This window comes from Gilvimarinus polysaccharolyticus, assembly GCF_001187555.1.
Classification (GTDB): Bacteria; Pseudomonadota; Gammaproteobacteria; order Pseudomonadales; family Cellvibrionaceae; genus Gilvimarinus; species Gilvimarinus polysaccharolyticus.
The window spans coordinates 661,515-683,219 of sequence record NZ_LFIJ01000001.1 but is presented as its reverse complement, the minus strand read 5'-3'; the positions used below and the strand labels follow the sequence as shown (position 1 = coordinate 683,219).

Here is a 21,705-nt window from a genome sequence, read left to right as displayed (position 1 = left end):
AGTAAAGCCACTGCCTAAACTGCCTAGTGATTAATAATCAACGCCTTGACGCGCTTTAACCCCAGCGCGAAACGCGTGCTTAACGTCTTTCACCTCGGCTACGGTATCCATTAGCTCTTGCAGTGCGCTACCGCCGCCACGGCCGGTAACCACAACGCTTTGTTCGCGCGGGCGATTGGCAATAGCAGTTAGAATTTTTTGTTCATCTAAATATTTGTAGCCGATCATATAGGTCAGCTCGTCCAATACCACTAAGTTGTAACTGTCATCTTTTAGCATCGCCTCGGCTTGTTCCCACGTTCTTTCAGCGGCGGCTATATCGCCACTGCGATCTTGCGTGTTCCAGGTAAAGCCGGTGCCCATTTGATACAAAGTTATTGCTGGGCATTTTTTTGCAAACAACTCTTCACCCGACAGTTGCACACCCTTAATAAACTGTACAATCCCGACTTTGTGATCGTAACCTAGGGCGCGCATAACCATGCCAAACGCCGAGCTGGATTTTCCTTTGCCATTGCCGGTGAGCAAAATCGACACGCCGCGCTCTTCTGCGGCTGCTGCAATATTGGCATCGACTTTAGTCTTTTGCTTTTGCATGGCTTTTTTGTGACGTTCGTCTTTGCTCTCAGTCATAAGGCTCTCCAACGTTAAAAAGCCCGGAAACTCCGGGCTTTAATAGTTTAGATTTTAAAAAGTAACTTCAACACCGGCGTAACCCGAGGCTCCAGCAGTGCGATAACCTGACACTTCGACATAGTCTTCATCGGTAAGGTTTTCGGCTCTTACATAAAAAGTCAGTGCCGAGTTTAAGCGGTAACGCACGCTAGCATCTAACACTTCGTAATCGGCCAACTGGACATCACCATTATCGACCGTACCATCGGCAGCACGTGCATTGAACGATACGGTTAACGCATCTGTCGGCAGATACGTTAAACCTAAGTTCAGCATATTTTTAGGCTGACGAGCGCGCGGTGAATCGTCGTTATCACTGGCATCGGTGTAGGTGTAATTAGCGTTTAGCACCAGTGAATCGCCCAGTGGCGCATCCACAATCAGCTCGACACCCTCAGACTGGCTTTCACCAGAACCTTGAATGTAGCCTGTGTAGCCAACCAGATCAAAGCCAATCTCGCGATCAATGGTCTGATCGAACACTACCGCTTCTAAGTGCAAACCGCTATGACCAAAGTATTCGATACCCACATCAAAGCCTTCACTCTCTTCTGGCTCTAACGGCAGTAGCGTTGGGTTGTTTTGCGAATGGTTGTAGTCTATCTCAAACAAGCTAGGCGCACGGAAGCCGGTGCCGTAGCTGGTTTTTAACTTAACAGTGCCCGAGCTTAGTGCATCAATCACATAAGCGGCGCTTACACGGTAGCTGTCGTATTCACCAAAATCGTCGTTGTCATCGCGGCGGACACCGGCGGTAAGATAAAACCGATCGGCATAATTACCTTGATACTCAGCATAGGCGCCCCACTGGTCGCGGCTCATATCCCGTACGGTGTCTTGGCGCTGCTCTAGGCCATAAGCCACCGTATGGGTATCGCTCAGTGCCGCGCGACCGATCCACTCCAGCTTTTGAATGTCGCCTTCGGTATCGTACGAGTTAACGCCATCGGCAAAATTCTTACGGGTAATATCGGTATTAGAGTAAGCCAGCTGGTTATCAAAACCGGCAACACTGTGAGCAATACTCACGCGGGTGTTGGTTTGATCAAACTCACCCACACAGGCATCAATATAAGGGTAACCGCAGCGATCAAACTCATTGGTCGCATCGGTATCACGAGCCACGGCCTCTAGCCGTAGACTGTCGCTTATGTTCCAGCCGATGCGACCGTGCAAGGTGGTGTTCTCGTAGCCGTCATCGTCTTGCAGCTCGGTATCGTTTAGGCTGGTGTTAAAACCATCGGTCTCGGCGTAAGCGGCCGACACATAGTAATCGACGCTGTCATTGGCGCCGCCAACACTGGCGTTATAACGCTGGCTACCAAAACTGCCGCCTTCGGCCGACAAATCAACCTGCGTGCCTTGATCTACACCGCGAGTGGTAATATTTAACACACCGCCGGCATCGGCACCGTACATCATGCCCTGCGGCCCGCGCAGCAGCTCAACCTTGCCCACGTTAGTGCTCAACACATGCTGAATTTGGCTGCTCGCTTGAGTGCCGGTTGGGTCCGTTACGTCAACACCATCTACCCGCACTAGCGTGCGAAAACCCGCCTCGCCGCGCACACGAATCGAGCTGGCTTTACCCATCCCACCCGAGTTGGTGACCGAAACCGACGGCATGGTGCGCAGCACATCGGCCAGTGCGGTAAAACCACGGGCCTTAATTTGTGCCTCATCCATCACCGCAACCGAGGTGGCAACCTCGCGTAATGGCGTATCCTGGCGCGAACTGACCACGACAATGGTCTCGAGCGATGGCAGTAAATCACTGTTTGAATCGTTAGATTGCGCCAGCACAGGTGTACTGACAGCGGCGGCAATGGCCGTCGCAATAATGGTTTTTTTCAAGGTTCAACCCCTAAGTCGATATTGGCTTGGGATCGAGGGAGGAATAGCAACGCGGCACGCTAAGCGTGAGAGATCGTATTGCCAGATGGTAGCCCTCCGCTCCATCACGGTTCGATCCAGGCCGGTATCGGGCTTACAGCAGAGGCGCTTGCGCGACTTACCACTGATCACCGTTGCGGGGGCAGCGCCGGATTACCGGACTTCCCGTTTAACCTACTCGACTGACTCTTAACGTTAAAAGCTAGCAGTAGGCACCTGTTATCGTGGCGGCAATTTACGGTGCAGGCCGAGGTTTGTCAATTACCCAATAGGGGTAAGAGGATTCTGCTGGTGATACCCCCGCTATTGATTAGTTGGCATCAAGGCTATTAAATAACCATTATCGAACTTGCAGCCGCAACTTAGGAAGTGTTTATGAGTCATTACACCCGCAGGCAACTACTACGACACGCAGGCTTAGGCGCTACTTTACTCAGCGTTGGTGCCGGCCGTCAGACACTGGCTGCCAGCAGCGGTAAAAAACTCGGGGTCGCGCTGGTAGGGCTTGGTTATTACAGCCGTGACTTATTAGCTCCGGCGCTGCAACTAACCGAGCACTGCGAACTGAAAGGCATCGTGACCGGCAGCCCCGATAAAATTCCACTGTGGCAACAAAAGTACGGCATTAAAGACGCCAACATCTACAACTACGACAACATGCACACCATTGCCAACAACCCCGATATAGATGTGGTGTATATCGTTGTACCCACCGGTTTACATAAAAAATATGCTGTTATCGCCGCCAACACCGGTAAGCATGTGTGGTGTGAAAAACCTATGGCACTAACTGCCGAAGAATGCCAAAGCATTATCGACGCCTGCCGCAAAAATAAAGTGAAGCTATCGGTGGGTTATCGTATGCAACACGAGCCCAACACCCAAACCGTTATGCAATACGCCCGCACCCAGCCCTATGGCGCCATTCGCAGCGTTAATGCTCAAGCGGCCTACGCCGGCAACGGCGCAGCAGCCGATTACTGGCGCATGCAAAAGCATATGGGCGGCGGCGCACTGTACGATATGGGTGTGTACGCCATTAACGGCGCGCGCTACGCCACCGGCCTCGAGCCTATTGCCGTTACCGCCAAACGCTTGTTCGACCACCCCAAATTTACCGAGGTGGACAACACCACTCATTTAACACTGGAGTTTCCCCACGATATAGTCGCCGAATGCATGACATCGGTAGTGCTGCCCGGCAACCAAATGCGTGTAGAGTGCGAAAAAGGCTGGTATCAACTGCAACCCTTGTCGGAATACAGCGGCGTACAAGGCAGCACCAGCGACGGCAAAAAACTCGATAAATTTCTCGCCAACCAGCAAGCCAAACAAATGGACGATGACGCCCTAAGCATTATTAACGACTCACCCATACTGGTGCCGGGTGAAGAGGCAATGCGGGATATTGCCATTGTCCAGGCGGCGATAAAATCATCGGATAAGGGCAAAAGAATTACCCTGTAGCGACCTTAGGGTTGGCAAGCGCCGCACATAGCACGACGGCATGGACATGATGGCGGCGCTTAATAAGACAAATACTTTTTAGACTGTTTTAGCGGCGATTACTTGCACAACGGCACTCTCACCCAGATGATACTTACCCTCAGAAATATACCGCTCTACTTCAGCACCAACCAGCATATCAAGGCCGTCAAGCTCGACTCGCAATTCAGCTAACGACATAAACAAATCTTGTTGCGCCGCAGGTGGCCCGCCCACTCCCGGCATATCCAGCTGGTGCGCTGTGTAGGCCTCTAAAATAAAAACCCCACCTGGTTTTAAAGCCTGCACAACCTCGGCATGAAGCCTTTTGCGCAACAACGCAGGCACATGGGCCGATATAGAAACAATGCCATCCCACTGCTCACAACCAAAATCATAATGAGCCAAGTCGGCCACTTGGGTTGTTATCTCTACACCGCATTGCGCCGCAAAGCGCTGAGCTTTTTTAAGGCCTACCGCCGACTGATCTACCGCCGTAACGGCATAGCCCTGCTGAGCTAAAAAAACAGCATTTCTACCCTCGCCTTCGGCCAAGCAAAGCACTTTGCCAGCGCTGGGGATTCGCACACATTCAGACCTTAAAAAATCATTAGGTGCAGCTCCGTAGGCAAAGCCCTCTTCATCGTATCTTTCATCCCACACAAGCAGACCCCTTGTAGCCTAGTAAATGCAAAACCCAAACAACCATACTATTTCAAGTGTTTAGCAAAAAACGCTACCGTACGCTGCCAAGCAAGCTCAGCGTTTAGCTTATCAAAGCGGCCTGTTGAATCATTATGAAAGCCGTGATGAGCGCCTTTATACATAAACATTTTGTAGTCGACCTTATTGGCTTTTAGGTCTTTCTCATAATCAGGCCAAGTGTTATTCACCCGCTCATCAAGCTCGCCAAGTTGAATCAGCAGCGGCGCTTTAATATTATTACGCAGCTCTTTACTGGCAGGCGTTCCGTAAAAAGGCACACCGGCAGCCAACAACTCACTATCGATTGCCGCCAAGTAGTTCACCATATAACCACCAAAACAAAAACCTACCGCGCCAAGCTTGCCATTACTCTCGGGCAACGCTTTTAAATATTGTGCGGCAGCCACAAAATCGTGTTGGATTTTCTCTTTATCCAACGATTTCTGCATCGCTCGGCCTTCATCATCATTACCTGGGTAGCCGCCCAACGGAAACAACGCATCTGGCGCAAAAGCCACAAACCCCTCTTTAGCTAAGCGGCGGGCAACATCTTTAACGTAAGGGTTTAAACCTCGGTTTTCATGAATCACTAAAACCACAGGGTAATGCGCATTTCCGCTGGTAGGCTTAACCAAATAACCTTGGCCCGTACCGTGGCCTTTGGGTGAATCAAACCTCTGGTAGTTGGCCACTATGTCAGAATCGTTAAAAGACACCTGCTCTGCCAAAGCGTAATTGGGCAATAACGCCGAGGTTAACACCGTCATCGAATAACCCACAGCAACCAAGGTGGCCAGCTTGCCCATAAAGGCACGCCGATCCATCCCACCATGAGCATATTCGTCATACCAGTCAAAAGCTTCTTGGGGGATACTAGACGTTTTTGCATTTTCTTCGGAGTTACTCATGCTTACCCTCGCAAGGTTATCAGGTCATGTGTCGTCTAACAGTTTATGCAACCAAAGGCGTAAATACCGTTAATGCATCCATAACATAAAGGAAATCATGCCGTATAGAAAGGCCAAACATTGATAGCATTAAAAAATGTGATTAGCGCCCTTTAAAGTAGACATACACCAGCTTTGGCAGGATGATTTACAGACTTAACGAACTATAAAGAGGTTATAACTTTTAGCACTTCTGCTTCGTTCGGAATTTAATTTTTTTATTCTTCAACCTCAATCAATTTACCTTCAGAATTTCTCTCAAAAGCCGAGCCAAAAGGTGATCTTTCCCCGGCAAACCTAAGTCACGTTTACTGCCGGTAAAAAAACATGGGGATCAGGCCTTACGTTCCACACTTAGGTTTCAGGTTATAATTCATTCGAACGATAAGGCCTGACCTCGACACTAAGAATGATGGAAAAAATTTTAAATCCGACTAAACAGCTAAAATAAATATCATTTAGTTTTCCACTTGGGACAGAAGAAATTTTTAGTGTATATTTTTAATAGAATATCTAAATCCCACCAACGCCAAAACAGTCAACATATACCCAAATTGACAACAGTACATCAACCTAAAAAAGTAGTGATTGTTTGTAAGTCTTCCACTTCTGCTTCCTCTTAGTTTCTATATTGAACATCGTATAACCTATGAGGCATATGCATTGGGTATCCGAGCCTTCTGCGCTCTGCTTCTCGAATCTTATTTTCTGGATAAAACCAGCATGACGAGCTTGACCAGAAGATAGAATGAAAGAATAAGAAAAATCCAGAATGAAAAATATGGATAGATAGCCGGAGCAGCCAAATAGTCACATCCCCACTGACACTTCACAGCGTAATAAATGCCTGATAACAGACAAGTGATTCCTGAGACTATAAAGCTAATAAAATACAGAAGTGGTTTTTTCAAGTTAAGCATCCATTAATATAACGCAATAAGAATCATGTGAGCGGCTCCATTCTAGCGTAACCGTTTTCAGCTTAGTAGATTTTATCGATGCCCCCGATTAAACAATTATAGAACACCCAAAAACTTGACAGTAGCACAATCCTGCACCAGCCTAAAACTGCAATCTGTACTCACGGAGGATCTACGACTCAGCCGCGCAAGTAGTTAAGCTTTATTCCTGCTTCTAGCGAACGATAGTGAGCGACATGATTTTCTTGTTATGCCTCTTTTCCACCAACGATTACTACCTCATCATGTATAAATTTATGTGGTGCGATTTCAATATCTTTACCAAGACAGCTAGTTGATTGACGCCTTCCAGTTAGATCGAACCAAGCACAAGAACACAGATCTAGAAATCCACCTGTAGATGAGATTGGATGATGCGAATATTCTTTGTTGCCACTTACTACATGTAATAGCGCACATTCACTATCAGGGCTTTTTGCTTTAATAAGGATGAAGTTCTTGTGCCCTGATCTTAAATTCTCTTGACCGTACTTCTTAATAAGCATTTCTTGCTCTTCAGAAGAACGACGAATTATGTAATACGGGCCTCCTGGAACATCAATCCCCATCATGCCATGACCAAGCTTACCGAGATCAACATGTTCGCCTGAGCCAGAAGCAAATACTACCGATACCCCAGCGAGCAACATAACAAGAGCTGCTGTTATTGATGTTCCTTTCATGCTTCTCCTTTTATAAAACATCAGGCCTTACAATTCACATGCACTAGAGCTAATTAGTGTAAATGTAAGGCCCGACCCCGTAATTCCAACTATAAAACACCAGAGGAAATATACTATGGAATTTAATGACTATTGTCGCACTTCAAACTTGATATTAAGTATTTTTACACTTTTCATAGTAAAGAATTTCTAGATCAGAATTTTCCGGATAAAAGCCTTTTGAATAATAATATTCAACCCAACACTCATAGATATCAATATGTACTTTTGGCTTGTAGCTGAGCCAATAATCCCGCTGCTCATCACTTTTCTCCAAGCCTAGATAGCCCATTTCATACGCATGAGCTAGCATATACTGCCAATACGTCATACCTCTACGAGCAGCAAAATCATAAAGCTCTAAAGCTTTATCTAGATCGGCGTCTACACTTAAACCTTTTTGGTATGCCCAACCAATTTTACCTGCAGAATAGGCAGAACCTTTTTCATATTCAGAGTGTAGAATAGCAAACCCTTCTGCGTGATCGTTCTTGTCATCACTATTAAAAAGTAATTTACTTGCTCTTACGTGCTCGGTTTCCTCTGCACAAGAAGCCAATATTATTAATACTAAAAATAAAAGTGCTCTGATCATAGTAGTAACTAACGTTAAACTCACCCGCAAATATTGCGGAGAGCGTTTTAAGCATCAGGGTCAGGCATTACAATTTACATGCACTAGAGCTAATTAGTGTAAATGTAAAATGTAAGGCCTCGTAATTTACTTGAATTGCGATCCCACATACTTGATGCTGGTTAAAAATATAAGTTACATTCCAGTGATTAATATTCTGTTATATTTAATAAACAAATTATCCTGCTCTCTCCAATCATAAACCCCATCGTTACAATTATCCGTGTCACCAAACAATAATTCTTGCTCTGTGCACAGATCTTCTGGGCCGGCGTAAACCTCCTGTAAATAAAGATCACTTTCCTTATATACAGTGGTGCTTATTGTATCTCCCGCTTTAATCCCTCGCTTGACTACCCAGTCATCATCAAGGTCTTCTATAGCTCTTCCTGGTTGGTATAAGTTGCCATCTCCATCAAATTCACCCTCAAAGTAAGAAGCAACAAACCCGCTAGGCAATGGCATAAACCCCCCTTCATCAACTACCTCCATAGTTGTGATATCAAGCTTCAACCTGCGAAATAACTCTTCGCGACGCGCCCCAGAAGCGCCGTAAAATTCCGATAAATTAGTAGCTACAGCAACCCATACACTTAAATTACCGGAGCTTGAATCAATGAACTGTTTTGCATTACCAAAAATATATCTCGAATCAGAAGGCATTGTTAATGCCATCTCATTCTGATTTGGATCAACATATTTAATACCCTCAGGATCGTTAACCACCAACATTCCTCCGTCAGGCAGCACAGTTAAGAGTTTGTTTTCCGAATTGCTTCCAATATCGTAAAGCGGCTGAGCATTCCTTGTATTGATTAGTTTATTCGGGCATGAGTAATAAATTTCATCAGAAACTGGTTGTATTTCTATCGTTAATAGGCCGCAGCCTTCATTGGGCGGAATAAATAATACTGTGTCATCTGATGAAGCAAATGAAGGATAAATCCATCTATTATCTACGTCCTTAATAAGGTCATCAGGAATCATTGATAGAAGCGGTTCGCTCTCAACCCCACTAACGGCATAAATATAATTACCGGAGCTATTAATAACCCCTTTGTAAGTCCATTCGTTGTCAAAGCCAACGCAGAAGTTTGTAGGATCTTCAATATCGGCAATAGCATATAAGTGCTCATCTTCCTGAAGAGTTCCGAATATGTACACCTTATCTGGATTTAACCTTTCGCAATCAATTGATTCTGAAGCTGCACCCGAACTAGAGCTAGAGCTAGAGCTAGAGCTAGAGCTAGAGCTAGAACTAAGTGATTCACTTTCCGAAGGAGGAGTGCCACCACTACCACAGCCGAGAAGTCCCAATAACACGATCAACATAAATACCTTTGACACAAAAAACTCCTTAATTAGACATAATGCTTATTTGCCTAACACCCGCAGTGCGGACGCCTTGTAGTGACGAAGGAGCGGAAAGGCATTCCGACAGACTGCGATTGTTAGGCAAGTTTCCGCACCAATAGTTGACCACGCGGACCTACCTCCCCAGACTTTTCCCAGCCAGTGTATAAATAGAAAGGTTCAGCCACGACATTCCCAGGAATGTACCTAAGTCTCGCCTCACTACAACCGTCCACCTTAAATTGGTCGAACATATATTCCTGCGCCAACTTACCAACCCCTTTATTCCGAAACATCCCCGCCAAATAAATAAGATATATGTACCCGAACGTAACCTCGTCTTCTTTAATTGGAGATCTAAACTCAAGTTGACCGGCAATTTTTCCATTAACGAAAATATGCTTAAAACCCTGATCATTCTCTGCTTTGTTTCGATGAAACCAATTTACAACTTCCTCTTCGTTATATGTCGCGAGGTTTCCGTAGCTAATTTTGTGAGTATCTCTTCGAAACTTTACACATAACGCTAAGGCTTCACCTAAGTCTATTGATTTAAATTCGATGTCCATGACTAATTGCCTAACGCCTCAAACACCGGCTTGATGAAGTTGGCGGATTTTTTGGAAAAAAAAGATGACAGCTTTACCAAGTCCGCATGATTTTATTTATTAGATTTTATTAGCTCGATAATTTTTTGTCTCTCTGACAGATTTCGCCGAAATATACCTGCAAATGGAGGCTGGAAGTTGGCTCCTTTTAAAAGCAATAGAGTTTTTTCACCTTCAATGCTGTGCGCTTCTTTTATTTGGCCTAGACTGTAATGCATAAATGGATCAAGAGGTACTTTCAGGGTATCCGGTACCGTCTCCACACTTGATACAACAACCTCATCGACTTTGATGATAAGCCGTATTAAATTCTTACCGCCTGGGCCTGTTCTAGCACTTAGATTCGTAATTTCCTCTCCTTTACTGTCAATCATATCAACACCAACAACATGACCGACCAATAAGTGGTCAGAATTTTCCACTAGCTCCTCCAGTGAAACCTCAAGTGGCATTGAGGAATAAGCCAGTGCGGAAAATAAGATACCGATTAATATTAGAATGTGCTTCATGGTTCCCTCCGAAATATAACAGCTAATTCAAGAGTGTCAGGGTCAGACCTTACAGTTTACATGCACTAGAGCTAATTAGTGTAAATGTAAGGCCTGCCTCCAGTAATTGTTAAACTCATCACTGCAAATGTTCTTCTGTTAAGCAGTTATTGCTATACGTTACGCTTAACGCTTCTTGATATGGCATATTTTTGTTTTGAGTGAGCAATGCATTGCAAATATATTTATTGAGCTCAGGGCGTTGCTTTGACTGATATGCTACTCCATCGATTATTCGCTGACTAAAACCATTTTTAATATTTTCTAATTCCACATCAAAATGTAACTTTAGAATATCATCATTGAAGTTAGTATTGGATGTAGATATAACAAACCCACCTCTTAGACTATAGTGTTTATTGGCAGCCTTTAATGAGGGTGTTTGTATTTCCATGCTATGCACAGACTTCCAGAACTTTTCGTCTCTTTTCCATTTTGCATCTTTGTATGCATCAAAAGGTAAAAGTAAAGTATCTGTCGTTAGAGAAATGGGGAAATCAATGATGGTAAATGGATAAAAGAAAAAGGCCATCCCTCCAAACCAAGCATCTGTAAATGGGGCTTCGAAAATAGAGATATCAAATTTTGTTGAAAGGTAATAATGCCCATCATGCAATCTTCTACCTTCAGATTTCTGATCGAATCTCGTAATAGTTCCGCAACCTGATGAACTTAACACTGAAACTATTAGAAATAGGGTAATGATAACTTTCATTTTTATTCCGATTTTTTTGTAAGTTTAACCCCGCCAGCAGAGGCGCAGCTTTGCTGCGTCCTACTAGCTGGCTTTATTAGCTTTGGCTGCACTAATTCTTTGACCTAAATCAAACTCAATAACTTCAAGTGAGCCCACTAATACCACCCCAAGAACCTCCAAGAACCTCCAAGAACCTTGCAGTCTTCATAACATATTCAAGTATCACGGTCAGGCCTTACAATTTACATGCACTAGAGCTAATTAGTGTAAATGTAAAATGTAAGGCCTGATCCCCGTAATTTCTAGCGGGATTACCCATCAACGGACTCCAGTGCATCGGTAATATTATCTGTTTGTTCTTTAATTAGACGCTTTGCTCTTTTGTCTAAAAGGCCAGATATTTTAGCTAGCCCAGGAATTTTATCTAGCTTTTTCACGCTTTCGCCTAGCTTGGAGCTAGCTTCTAGGGCATCGATTAACGGGTGGTCAGATGTGTCGTAGTTTGATATCAATTTTCCAGGGTTTTCAGCGCTTACATCTAAAAGATTGTATAGTAATTTGATTCTTAACTCAGCCGAAATACTATCTTCTTCAATTGATTCTATTTGGCTGGAAAGCCCTTCGAAAGTTTTACTTAGAACCTCTTTATGTGTGTATTCCTCAACTAAACGTTTTGAAAGATTGGCCTTCTTATTTGACGAATAAGCCAACCAAACCAAAGGAATATAAAGCGGTATTATCGACGTCAGCAATCTTGGCAGATCACGAATTACATCTTCCAGGCCTTTTCCGTGATTGAGAAGGTAGGCATTAACAGCAAAAGGTACTAACGACACAAGAACTAAGCCAAATATAGACCAATTAAAGACTTTGTTTAATTTTTCCCCAGACTCTATTTCCGATGTTCGCTTTTCCGAAAACGCATGACTTAGTCCAGCAGTCAGAGCATCAGGAAGTAGATCTTTTACTTTTTTTGAAGTCGCTGCATGCTCTGACTCCCATTCACCGATTTTTTCAACAACCTTTTCTTCTTGCGAAATTAAAAACTTATCATTTTTTTCAGAGGTGGTTTCCTCTAGCGTATTAAGTGCTACATGAGCCTGTTCTATACTACTACTTAGATCCGAGTATGCTTTTTCGAGATCTTTCTTTAAGCCTGCAACAGGCTTAACCTCTCCGGTTTCTTCATCCTCTTCTTCATAGCCAAATATATTGACATATACTTCATCAACCTCCTTCTTTTTCTTTGAAATGGTGCTATATAGGAGATTGATCTTTGTCGAAGTTTCTTCACCTTTATCATGATAGGATTTTATTTCTTCAACTTGAGAAGAATACTCATCATATTTTAATAATAGATCATCTAGCTTAACGATCTTTTTATAGAATTCCTCAACATTTTCAGTAGCTTCACCACATACAGTTAAGGCAGATTGGACCTCTTCTTTTTTCGTGCTGAGGTCAGAATGAAAGTCTTCGATAGATTTTTTTACGGAAAGCGTTGATGCCAATGCTGAATCAGCTGATTCTTTTGCCTCCCTGCTCCTATTGCGATATTCAGATGCCTTCTTTGACGACTGCTTAGCTTCAGCTTCATAATCTGGCGTAGCTTTATTTACGTCCTCTCGAAGAGATGCGATCTCATCCTTTAGAGAAAGGACTTCCTTCCAGAGCTTTTTTCGCTCTTCATCTAAAAAATCTTTTGAAATCATCTATAAATCCAATTTACGTGATAAAGCTAATTTGAGGGCTAACAGCTAATTCATACGACTAAGTCGCACTTTACCCCGGCACCCTATCCCCCGTAGAGATTGGATGAGGATAGACATAGAAGGCATTGAAAAAAGGGAAATAGACATATTTTGACAGCTCCTTGTCTGGGGAAAGTGCGACAGAATTTTATTAGAAAGGCAATGTAAGCTTTTTCAGAACCAAGCGCAAGTGTCGGCTAACCCATTGAAATTGTTGTTTAATATATTGTTACTTACAGGTTTTAAGCCCACGTTGTTCAAGGGTTTCCCCCTGAACAACGGTGTATGGGCTAATAGTTGGTTATATTGCCGTTACCGCTCCTGGTACCGCCAGCATCCAACTTAAGAACAATGCTGGCGTGACGATGCGGCCCACTAAGATCGGCATTGGCGAGCGATCTTACTCCACCCGATAAAAACTGCCACTTCCCGCAACCGTACTCTCGTACCCCCACGCCGACAACCACTCGCGCCCTACCATTCCCGGCTCGTTGGGGTCGACATCGCGTAGCAACACATTCAGCCGCACGCCATTCCACTCGCTGCCGTGATCGGCATCGAGCAAACTAAAAGGGATCGCAATTTCGGCGGTATAGCCCGTATCTGTTAACGCCACTTTGTGCAGTACCAAACCCGGCACTTTGGGGTTGCCTTTTAAAGCACTGACAAAACCATTGGCGGTTGGCTGCAATACGATGTAGCGCTCGCCCGGCACGCGGTTGTCGTAGCTTTGTTTTAGTAAGCGGCGGCTTTTGGGTCGTGCGTCTAGGGTGATAAGCATGGCGTCTTGGCTCCAGATGTTTTCGCTGTCGTTGCGCACCAGAGCGTCATCTGTAACTTTTAGCGCGAGCACCAAAAACTTGCCGCTTTCGGCCACCGACCAACTAAAGTCGGCATCGCTTAAACCACTCCAGTTCTCTGCTTGAAAATACTGATTATCGGCTGCGTTAAAAAAATCGCGGCCCTGCCACTCGGTGAGCTTGCCGTCGAGCTCGATATCGTTAATAGCGGCAATAGGATACTCACGACTTACCGCAATAGTACGGCTGCCCTTATAGCTGATGGGAGTGTCGCCGTCTTGATACTCAAGCTGCCAATCTACATGGGCGGCGTTGTGGTTGCCGCTAGCGGGCTGGATACTTTTGATTGCTACCGGCAAGGTGCGTACCTCGTTGGGCGGCACGGTCAGTGTTTGTGGTGATTCGCTTAGCACACTAAAACCCTGATTGGCACGAGCGGTTGTGGTTACTGTATAGGGAATGTCTGAGTCGTTGGTAAAACGCAGCTCGGCGACGCCCTCGGTAAAGTTACCGCGATGCAGTAATGCCGGGGCCGATAAACGGCCTTTATCGATCATGTTGTTTTGGTTGTCGCGCATTTGTGCGGTGCGTACATTTTCATCCCAAATACCGTCGAGCAATAAGTTGGCAATAATCGGCCCGTCATCGCTCATCGTCACCCACACTACGTGGTCAAACTCGCCAAAGCGGGTGCCGCGCATACTGCTAATGCCGCCGGTGGTGGCCAGAGTGAAATACTTATGGCCTTTGCGCTGGGTTTTTACGTAGCGGTGATGATGCCCGGCAAATACCGTGTACTGGCGCGACTCTAATAGCGCCTCAACCTCGCCCCAGCGGTCTTGCTCGTCTCTGTCCCACAGCGGCGAGTGAGTGAACACCAAAGTCCATTTAGGCTCGGGGTTAGCTTGTAATACGCCTTTTAACCAATCGACCTGCTCACCCGACATGGTATGTGTGCTGCCACCATCGTTGGAGTTGAGCATTACAAACAACACATCGCGGTAGACAAAGTGATAGTAGCTGGCGCCATAGCGCTCGCGCCACACATCGGCCATTACGGGGTTGGTGTAATCGTGGTTGCCGGGCAAGTAAAAAAATGGCATGGCTAGGCGCTTAACCATCGAGTCAAACTCGTTCCACTCGGTAGCCAGTTGCGCGCGATCCTCGGTGTAGCCTTCAATTAAGTCGCCCACGCTGACAACAAATTCGGGCTGCAGTAAATTCAGTTTATCTACCGCCTGCGAGAACACGCCGGGGCGTAAACCACCGGTACGGTCAGTGACAATGGCAAACTGAAAGGCGTTAGGGTCGTTATTAAATTGCAGATGAGTCCAGGGGTTTACCATGTCACTCGCGCGAATTTGCACAAACTCGGCACTGTTATTATCGCCCGCAAGGTGCTGGTGCTCGCCCGAGCTGTGCGCCCAAACCCAAGTGGGTGCAGCACACACGATAAACGGCAACAGTAAGGCAAGTAAACGACGTGCGCCAACAGAGAAAACAATCATAATCGATCCTTGAAACGGTAAAATCCAGAGCTTATGCGAATAAATATTACAAAGTCTAGCGCGGGGCTTTGCGATAACAGCAAAAGCGATTGTTAGAGGAAGTATACAACAACCAGACAGGCACTAGGCTATGCCCCTGCCCCGTGCTGGCGTACCAAATTGGCCGGCGTTATACCAAAGCGCTGTTTAAACGCTTTAATAAAATTAGATGAATGTTCATAGCCTGCCAAATAAGCGGCCTCTTGGATTGAGCGCCCTTCTAGCACCAGCGCGTTGCGCGCTATTTCGAGCTTACGGCGGCGTACATACTCCATTACCGTCATGCCGCTCTCAGATTTAAAACGGCGCTGTAAGGTGCTAACACTCATACCGGCACGGCGGGCCAGCACCGGCAAATCAAAGGTGCCGGCAATATCGCGCTCAAGCAATTGCCGCAGCGATTCGGCGGCGGTGTCGGTAACGCTTCTTGTTAATGGTGTTGCCTCAGCATTACCATTTAAGACTAACGCGGTCAGCTCTATGGCGGCGGCCTCAAGCGCCAGCAACGCCCGATGATTGCCGTCAAGCTTGGCTTGCACACTCAAATCTAGCATCCGATGGGCTAGCTGCACTTGCGCATCGCTCGGCTGCCAGCTGACCACCGCCTGCGGCTCTGGGGTAGGAGCATTAATATAAGGCAAGCTGCCAGCAAACCGGTCGCGCAACCAAGCTGCGGATAAACTCACATTGACTTTGCAAGTGTAGGCATCGCGACGCAGCTGACGCGTAAACACCTCGCACTCGGCCAGGCGCAAGCCTAAGCCTTGTGCCTGGTCATCTGCAGCGCAATCGTACTGGTGTGGCCCCAAGCTAAATCGCACACGGCCAGCCAATAAAATATTAATGCTAATACCCGCCGGACATTCACTGCTGCTAACGCAATCTTGCCGTTCGTGGGCATCCACGCAATGCATCGTCATGCCCGCACCAAAGCGCCAGCTAAAAATATGCCCCTGCAATAAAGTGCCGTGAGACTCCCCTTGTAACCGGTGTTCCCGAGCAATGGGCGCTATATGCTGACGCAATTGAACGCTATCGACTGAGCCGCCAGTTGCGGCATAGCTGTTGGTTTTTTGCACAACGACAACCTTTATTGGCTTGGCCTAGGCCCCGAGAAATAAGGACCCTGTTAATGTTTGACGATTTTTAATCACTATTTGACGATTTTTCAGCCTGCATAATCATTCCGGCAAATGTATCATAAATAAAAATGATTATCATCAAGATTAGCAAGGGATACCGAATCCCATCCAGAGGAATATGCATGCTTAAATCAACCTGCGCCGCGGCTGTTTTACTGACCGTTTCTGGCACTACCTTCGCCCAAAACAATCATTCAGCCGTCGACACTTCTGACGAGATCGAGCAAGTTGTTGTTTGGGGCACCGAGGTTAAAGCCTCGTCTGTGTATATGGATACCACCGACATCACCATGCGCCAAGCCGACCACGTGAGTGACTTACTGCGCACGATTCCTGGGGTAGATGTAGGCGGCGCTCACTCCATGAACCAGCGCATTACTATTCGCAGCATGGATGACAAAGATCTGCGCATTAGCATTGATGGCGCCAATCAAAACACTTACATGTACCACCACATGGGCAACCTGCAAATTCACGCCGACATTTTAAAATCGGTGGATATTGATGTGGGCACCAACTCGGTTATTAACGGCGGCTTGGGCGGCGCAGTGCGTTTTGAAACCAAAGAAGCCAAAGATATGTTGGCCGCAGGCGAAAGCTTTGGTGCACGCCTGCAAGGCACCGCCAGCGATAACTCGGGCCACAATTACTCGATTGCGGCCTTTGCCCAGTTAAGCAATAGCGTAGATTTACTGGCCTATTACAACCACGTAGAGCGTGAGAACTACGAAGTAGGCGGCGGTAAAATTCTAATCAGCGATGGCTCGGAATTAGCTGGCACCGATGGCACCGTGCGCGGACTTGAAGGCGAAGTTAACGATGCCTTAATTAAAGCAGGCTTTGATATTACCCCAAACCAACGCTTAGAGGTTGGTTACGAATCTTACAAAGATGAGGGCAATTACAGCTACCGCCCCGACATGGGCTTAGCCACCGACACCGCCATTACTAACTCGCTAGGTGTGCCGTTATTGTGGCCCACCGAGTTTACCCGCGATACTCTTACCGTTAATTACGATCTTATTATTGGCTCGCACACCGAGATTAAAGCGGCGTTATTTCAAAACGAGAGTAACTTGTGGCGTGACGAAACCGGCTACGCCGAAAACCCCGACTACACCACTTGGGCGGCGGTTGTTGATGGCGAAGCAAAAAACACCGGCTTTAATGTTATAGCCGAAACGCTACTGGGCGACAAAATTACCCACACCCTAACCTACGGGTTGGATGTTATTAAGTACGAAACTGATTATCAGGCAAGCTACCTAGAAGGCGGCATTGACGCTGCGGGTGAAGACGCCACTAACAGCGCGATATTTTTACAAGACCGCATCGAGCTTGGCATGTTTGCGATTATTCCCGGTGTACGCTTTGACGAGTACGATGTTAACTCGGCCGTGGTGGATAAATCTTACGACGACGTAACCACCTCACTCGCCGCAGAATTCCAGCCCATTAACACGCTGGTATTTAAAGCCTCGACCACAGAGCTGTTTAAAGGCCCAGAACTGTCTGAGGTGTTTACCGGCGCGGGCTTATTTGAAACCGCCAACCCAGACCTTAAAGCCGAAACTGGCAACAACACCGAGCTGGCCTTTGCTTACGGCGACGCTATTTTAGGTGCCGATCGCTTTAGCGTGGGGGCAACCATGTTTCGCACCAATATTGATGGTTACACCTATCAATACGCAGGCCCGTCGCTGGACAACGTCGGCGATATGGAGATCGAAGGGGTTGAAGCTTACATCGGTTACGACATTGGCGGCTTACGTGCGTTAGTTACCTATTCGGATGCCGAAAGTGAGCTGGACGCTTATGAGCAGTACAGCCAATTTGACGGTGCCCGCATCGACCGTCAGCAAGGCGACACCTGGAGCGTTAACCTTGACTACAGCTTTAGCAATGTAGATTTAGCGCTGCATTACGATGTGCAAATGGTAGGCGATGTGGCCGCCGGCCCAGACTTAGACGGCGCCTCGCTTGAAAACTCTAAAGATAGTTTCACCATCCATAATGTTTCTTTGCAATGGCAGCCGCTGCAACGGTTACAATTTACCGCCGGCATCGACAATGTGTTTGACGAGTTTTACGCCTCGCAATCATCGCGCACCGGCACCAGTTTTCACCCGCGCTTTGGCGAGCTGTACCTAACCGACTACGAGCCAGGCCGCAATATAAAAGCCACAGTGGCTTATCAGTTTTAACCCCTAGCCCCGGCAATGCCGGGGCTTTTTTTGTCAATAGGTTATAATCAGGGCCAATTGCTCAAGCTACGCAAGGCTCGTCATGATTACCCTATCCCTACCGCCCATCCCCACGTTAATTCTGTGCATCTTTGTGCTGTTTGTCGGTATCTATGTTAACCAACGCCTTAAGCTCTTAGGCAATAGCAACATCCCCCCTTCTGTTACCGGCGGTATATTATTTAGTGTGTTGACCGCCGCCTTATATTTTATCGGTGGTGTGCAACTGCTGTTTGATATGCAGGTACGCGATTTTTTACTGTTGGTGTTTTTCTCTACTATTGGTCTTGCCGCCAAGCTCAGCATCTTATCCAGTGGCGGGCGGGCATTAGTTAAATTAGTGGCCGTAGCAGCCGTATTTTTAATCCTACAAGATATTATTGGTGTCGCTATCGCCGTTTTTTATGGCGTACACCCTGGTTACGGTTTAATGGCGGGCAGTATTTCGCTGGCTGGTGGCCACGGTACGGCCATTGCTTGGGGCGCCGAGGCCGAGGCGGCGGGCTTGTATGAGGCCGGCACTATAGGCATCACCTTTGCCACCTTTGGTTTGGTGGCTGGGGGGATTATTGGCGCGCCCATCGCCAAGTGGTTGATTGAAAAAAATCAGTTATCGCCAAATTTAATTGAGGCAACCGAGCCACACGACATAGAAACAGCAACAGTCGATGTAGAACAAGACCCTTGGGACCTTAGCGCTATCTTGACTGTTATTGTGCTGCTTGCACTGTGTGTGCAGTTAGGCGAGCTGGCTAACCAGTTATTGTTTAAGCGCAACATTTTGTTGCCGGGGTTTCTCACCGCTATGTTCGCAGGTATTGTACTCACCAATGCTGCCGACCGATTGAAGCTACCAGTAAGCCATAGCGCAATTGCTAAATTTGGTGAAGTGTCATTAAGCTTATTTTTAGGCATAAGCCTAATGAGCTTACAGTTATGGTCACTGGCCAGTAACTTTACCCCTATTATTATTGCGCTATTACTGCAAACTTTAACCATGACGTTATTTGCAATTTATATTGTGTTTAAAGTCATGGGCCGGGACTATGATGCAGCGGTCATATCGGCAGGCTTTGCTGGGCTGGGACTTGGCGCTACACCGGTGGCGATTGCCAATATGGATTCGACCACTGGGCGCTATGGCCCCTCGCCTAAAGCATTTTTAATTGTGCCTTTGGTGGGAGCGTTTTTTATCGATATCCTTAACGCCTCCACCATCAAGCTCTGCTTAAGCTTGATGGGCAACTGGTAACATTAACCTCACCGCCTTAGATTTCTTGCAGCACTCGCTCACATAAGCGATGGCTGGCTAACACGCCCGCCAAATACTCTGTATCGGCGTTGCCTTGTTGCAACATAGCGAAAAACGCATCAATCATATCGACAAATCCGCGTTTATACAGGGTGTCATCCCAGTCGCTAAAGCCCATAGCAATTGCTTTATTATCTTTGTAGTGAATGCCCGATGCGACGTTATCGACCTGCCAGCTTTGATTGTATCCGCTGTACTCTAACCGCTCGCGAGCCTGACCACTTAAACGGTTCATGGCTGCCGTAAAAGAGCCGCCCGCAACGCTAAAACTTACCTGCACACTACCCAGTTTGCCCTGCTCGCTATAAGCACTCACCCACGGTTTAATCGCGTCAACCTTTTCTACCTTAGCGCAATGCCGAACAAAATCTAATACGTGAATAAAATCATCATAAATAAAAATACGTGCATCGTCCGCGAGGTTATGCCGATTTTTTTGATAGTGCACGTTAATGGGCTGCACCGCCAAGGGTGCTTGATACAGGGGGGCGTAACGCCGATTAAAACCACAAAACAATACCGTGTTGTTATTTTGTGCAAGCGTAATCAACGCTTCCACTTCAGCCAATTGGTAGCTGATGGGTTTATCGACAAACACAGCTATGCCCTGCTCTAGCGCTGTACGGGCAAGCCGATAGTGACTATCGGTGGCAGAGTGAATCATGACTGCAGCGGGACGCGCAGCCAGCAGCTCATCGTAACTTGGGTAAGTTTCGGCAATTCGGTAACGCGCCGATAACGATTGCAACACTGCGTGGTTACGAGTGCACAAAATAGGGGTGATATCACCGTGGCGGGCAACAACAGGAAGGTAAGCTTTTTGGGCAATATCGCCCAGCCCGACTAAGGCAATACGCATAAGCTATGTCTCGCACAAAAGGTTTAGGTTGGTGCGGCGTGTTAACCGCGCGGCAAAGCAATCGCTCTGGGTTTAACCGATAACGGTTTAAAAAATAATAGTTTAAGAAATAGCAGCCGTGCCGAGCATGCCGATCAAAAACCCGAGCACAGCACCCAACGGCGGCGACCAATGACGCCGCATTACCGCTTGTGGCGCTATATCTTGAAAAATGAGATACAAAATTCCCCCAGCGGCAAACGACATAATAATAGCGGTTATTTGCTCCTGCCCCTGAAGAAAATAGTACCCCGTTAACGCCGCCAATGGCCCCAAAAAACTCACCCCTAAAAACACCCATAAAATAGTGCCTGCGCGCACACCGCTCTTTTTTAACTCGCGAAACGCGTTAAACCCTTCGGGAAAATTTTGCAGGCCAATAAAGGCGGCCAAGACCAAACCCATTTTACGGTTATGGGTGAAAATAGCGCCGAGCGAAATGGCCTCGGGAACAAAGTCCATTAGCATGGCTAAAAACTGCGAAAATGCACCGCCGCGCTTAGCAAGGTATCCATCCAGTGCAAAAAACAACAACGCTCCGGCACAAAAACTTAGGGCTAAGGTTAGCGGCGATAACGCCGCCATTGCGTGGGGCGTTAATGCAAACGCCACAGCGGCAAGCAGTGCGCCGCCACCAAAAGCGATAATGCCATGTACAAATTCTTGTTTCGCCACACCCTCTTTAAATGTTTCGATACGAGCGACAAAGCCACCAAGCAACGCGGTAACACCGGCCGCCCATGTAATTAAGATAATAACGACTTCCTGTTGCACGATTTACCCCTT

At 46.7% G+C, this 21,705-nt stretch carries 18 protein-coding genes and 1 riboswitch; of the genes, 3 read left to right on the top strand and 15 right to left on the bottom strand.

All coding sequences use genetic code 11. The annotated features are described in order from the left end of the window. Window positions 1-30: 30 nt before the first annotated feature. Both cobO and GILYN3_RS02760 read right to left on the bottom strand, forming a co-directional pair. Window positions 31-633 carry a cob(I)yrinic acid a,c-diamide adenosyltransferase gene (gene cobO, locus GILYN3_RS02765; protein ID WP_049721438.1) on the bottom strand — a complete coding sequence of 201 codons (603 nt, stop codon included), beginning with the start codon at window positions 631-633 and terminating at the stop codon, window positions 31-33. A gap of 54 nt (window positions 634-687) precedes the next feature. Then, a complete protein-coding gene (locus tag GILYN3_RS02760) occupies window positions 688-2,529 on the bottom strand; it encodes a TonB-dependent receptor plug domain-containing protein (protein WP_049721437.1) in 1,842 nt (613 codons plus the stop codon). Window positions 2,530-2,632: 103 nt separating this feature from the next. Next, a riboswitch (cobalamin riboswitch) is annotated at window positions 2,633-2,803 on the bottom strand. 140 nt (window positions 2,804-2,943) lie between these two features. Here GILYN3_RS02760 and GILYN3_RS02755 point away from each other — a divergent pair. Further along, entirely contained in the window at window positions 2,944-4,035 is a 1,092-nt protein-coding gene (locus GILYN3_RS02755; RefSeq protein WP_049721436.1) for a Gfo/Idh/MocA family protein, read from the top strand. Between the two features lie 78 nt (window positions 4,036-4,113). Here GILYN3_RS02755 and GILYN3_RS02750 read toward each other — a convergent pair whose 3' ends face one another. The 11 genes from GILYN3_RS02750 to GILYN3_RS02695 all read right to left on the bottom strand — a co-directional run bounded on the left by GILYN3_RS02750 (window position 4,114) and on the right by GILYN3_RS02695 (window position 16,403). Further along, on the bottom strand, window positions 4,114-4,716 hold the full coding sequence (locus tag GILYN3_RS02750; protein ID WP_049721435.1) for an SAM-dependent methyltransferase: 603 nt from the start codon (window positions 4,714-4,716) through the stop codon (window positions 4,114-4,116). A gap of 47 nt (window positions 4,717-4,763) precedes the next feature. Further along, complete coding sequence (locus GILYN3_RS02745; protein ID WP_049721434.1) at window positions 4,764-5,666, bottom strand: dienelactone hydrolase family protein; 903 nt, start codon at window positions 5,664-5,666, stop codon at window positions 4,764-4,766. Window positions 5,667-6,873: 1,207 nt separating this feature from the next. Next, window positions 6,874-7,347: a hypothetical protein gene (locus tag GILYN3_RS02740; protein ID WP_049721433.1), complete on the bottom strand. Its 474-nt coding sequence runs from the start codon at window positions 7,345-7,347 to the stop codon at window positions 6,874-6,876. Window positions 7,348-7,501: 154 nt separating this feature from the next. After that, window positions 7,502-7,981, bottom strand: a complete 480-nt coding sequence (locus tag GILYN3_RS02735) for an SEL1-like repeat protein (RefSeq protein WP_049721432.1) — start codon at window positions 7,979-7,981, stop codon at window positions 7,502-7,504. Window positions 7,982-8,155: 174 nt separating this feature from the next. Continuing rightward, window positions 8,156-9,367 (bottom strand): hypothetical protein, encoded by a 1,212-nt coding sequence (locus GILYN3_RS16695; RefSeq protein ID WP_198147264.1) that lies wholly within the window; start codon window positions 9,365-9,367, stop codon window positions 8,156-8,158. A gap of 104 nt (window positions 9,368-9,471) precedes the next feature. After that, window positions 9,472-9,942, bottom strand: coding sequence for a GNAT family N-acetyltransferase (locus tag GILYN3_RS02720; protein WP_049721429.1), 471 nt, complete (start codon window positions 9,940-9,942; stop codon window positions 9,472-9,474). Between the two features lie 92 nt (window positions 9,943-10,034). Next, window positions 10,035-10,490, bottom strand: coding sequence for a hypothetical protein (locus tag GILYN3_RS02715; RefSeq protein WP_049721428.1), 456 nt, complete (start codon window positions 10,488-10,490; stop codon window positions 10,035-10,037). A gap of 118 nt (window positions 10,491-10,608) precedes the next feature. Continuing rightward, entirely contained in the window at window positions 10,609-11,244 is a 636-nt protein-coding gene (locus tag GILYN3_RS02710; protein WP_049721427.1) for a YceK/YidQ family lipoprotein, read from the bottom strand. A gap of 293 nt (window positions 11,245-11,537) precedes the next feature. After that, complete coding sequence (locus GILYN3_RS02705) at window positions 11,538-12,938, bottom strand: coiled-coil domain-containing protein (protein WP_049721426.1); 1,401 nt, start codon at window positions 12,936-12,938, stop codon at window positions 11,538-11,540. 439 nt (window positions 12,939-13,377) lie between these two features. Continuing rightward, the gene (locus GILYN3_RS02700; RefSeq protein ID WP_049721425.1) at window positions 13,378-15,285 is read right to left on the bottom strand and encodes a metallophosphoesterase; all 1,908 of its coding nucleotides are present in this window, start codon (window positions 15,283-15,285) and stop codon (window positions 13,378-13,380) included. A 128-nt stretch (window positions 15,286-15,413) separates the two neighbouring features. Next, window positions 15,414-16,403, bottom strand: coding sequence for a helix-turn-helix transcriptional regulator (locus tag GILYN3_RS02695; RefSeq protein WP_049721424.1), 990 nt, complete (start codon window positions 16,401-16,403; stop codon window positions 15,414-15,416). Window positions 16,404-16,588: 185 nt separating this feature from the next. Between GILYN3_RS02695 and GILYN3_RS02690 the strand changes: the two genes are divergently transcribed. Together GILYN3_RS02690 and gltS are read left to right on the top strand one after the other, a co-directional pair. After that, window positions 16,589-18,670 carry a TonB-dependent receptor domain-containing protein gene (locus GILYN3_RS02690; protein ID WP_049721423.1) on the top strand — a complete coding sequence of 694 codons (2,082 nt, stop codon included), beginning with the start codon at window positions 16,589-16,591 and terminating at the stop codon, window positions 18,668-18,670. Between the two features lie 82 nt (window positions 18,671-18,752). Then, window positions 18,753-19,961: a sodium/glutamate symporter gene (gene gltS, locus GILYN3_RS02685; protein WP_049721422.1), complete on the top strand. Its 1,209-nt coding sequence runs from the start codon at window positions 18,753-18,755 to the stop codon at window positions 19,959-19,961. A gap of 16 nt (window positions 19,962-19,977) precedes the next feature. On the opposite strand, the gene GILYN3_RS02680 is transcribed toward gltS, so the two are convergent. Together GILYN3_RS02680 and GILYN3_RS02675 are read right to left on the bottom strand one after the other, a co-directional pair. Further along, window positions 19,978-20,880 (bottom strand): Gfo/Idh/MocA family protein, encoded by a 903-nt coding sequence (locus GILYN3_RS02680; RefSeq protein WP_049721421.1) that lies wholly within the window; start codon window positions 20,878-20,880, stop codon window positions 19,978-19,980. A 102-nt stretch (window positions 20,881-20,982) separates the two neighbouring features. After that, complete coding sequence (locus GILYN3_RS02675) at window positions 20,983-21,693, bottom strand: ZIP family metal transporter (protein WP_049721420.1); 711 nt, start codon at window positions 21,691-21,693, stop codon at window positions 20,983-20,985. Between the last annotated feature and the right edge of the window lie 12 nt (window positions 21,694-21,705).

Bases quoted from the DNA above. Each gene is read 5' to 3' on its own strand.
- GILYN3_RS02705 (WP_049721426.1), bottom strand. From the start codon at position 12,938: ATGATTTCAAAAGATTTTTTAGATGAAGAGCGAAAAAAGCTCTGGAAG.
- GILYN3_RS02700 (WP_049721425.1), bottom strand. From the start codon at position 15,285: ATGATTGTTTTCTCTGTTGGCGCACGTCGTTTACTTGCCTTACTGTTG.
- GILYN3_RS02720 (WP_049721429.1), bottom strand. From the start codon at position 9,942: ATGGACATCGAATTTAAATCAATAGACTTAGGTGAAGCCTTAGCGTTA.
- GILYN3_RS02710 (WP_049721427.1), bottom strand. From the start codon at position 11,244: ATGAAAGTTATCATTACCCTATTTCTAATAGTTTCAGTGTTAAGTTCA.
- GILYN3_RS02680 (WP_049721421.1), bottom strand. From the start codon at position 20,880: ATGCGTATTGCCTTAGTCGGGCTGGGCGATATTGCCCAAAAAGCTTAC.
- GILYN3_RS02715 (WP_049721428.1), bottom strand. From the start codon at position 10,490: ATGAAGCACATTCTAATATTAATCGGTATCTTATTTTCCGCACTGGCT.
- GILYN3_RS02735 (WP_049721432.1), bottom strand. From the start codon at position 7,981: ATGATCAGAGCACTTTTATTTTTAGTATTAATAATATTGGCTTCTTGT.
- GILYN3_RS02740 (WP_049721433.1), bottom strand. From the start codon at position 7,347: ATGAAAGGAACATCAATAACAGCAGCTCTTGTTATGTTGCTCGCTGGG.
- gltS (WP_049721422.1), top strand. From the start codon at position 18,753: ATGATTACCCTATCCCTACCGCCCATCCCCACGTTAATTCTGTGCATC.
- GILYN3_RS02690 (WP_049721423.1), top strand. From the start codon at position 16,589: ATGCTTAAATCAACCTGCGCCGCGGCTGTTTTACTGACCGTTTCTGGC.
- GILYN3_RS02755 (WP_049721436.1), top strand. From the start codon at position 2,944: ATGAGTCATTACACCCGCAGGCAACTACTACGACACGCAGGCTTAGGC.
- GILYN3_RS02745 (WP_049721434.1), bottom strand. From the start codon at position 5,666: ATGAGTAACTCCGAAGAAAATGCAAAAACGTCTAGTATCCCCCAAGAA.
- cobO (WP_049721438.1), bottom strand. From the start codon at position 633: ATGACTGAGAGCAAAGACGAACGTCACAAAAAAGCCATGCAAAAGCAA.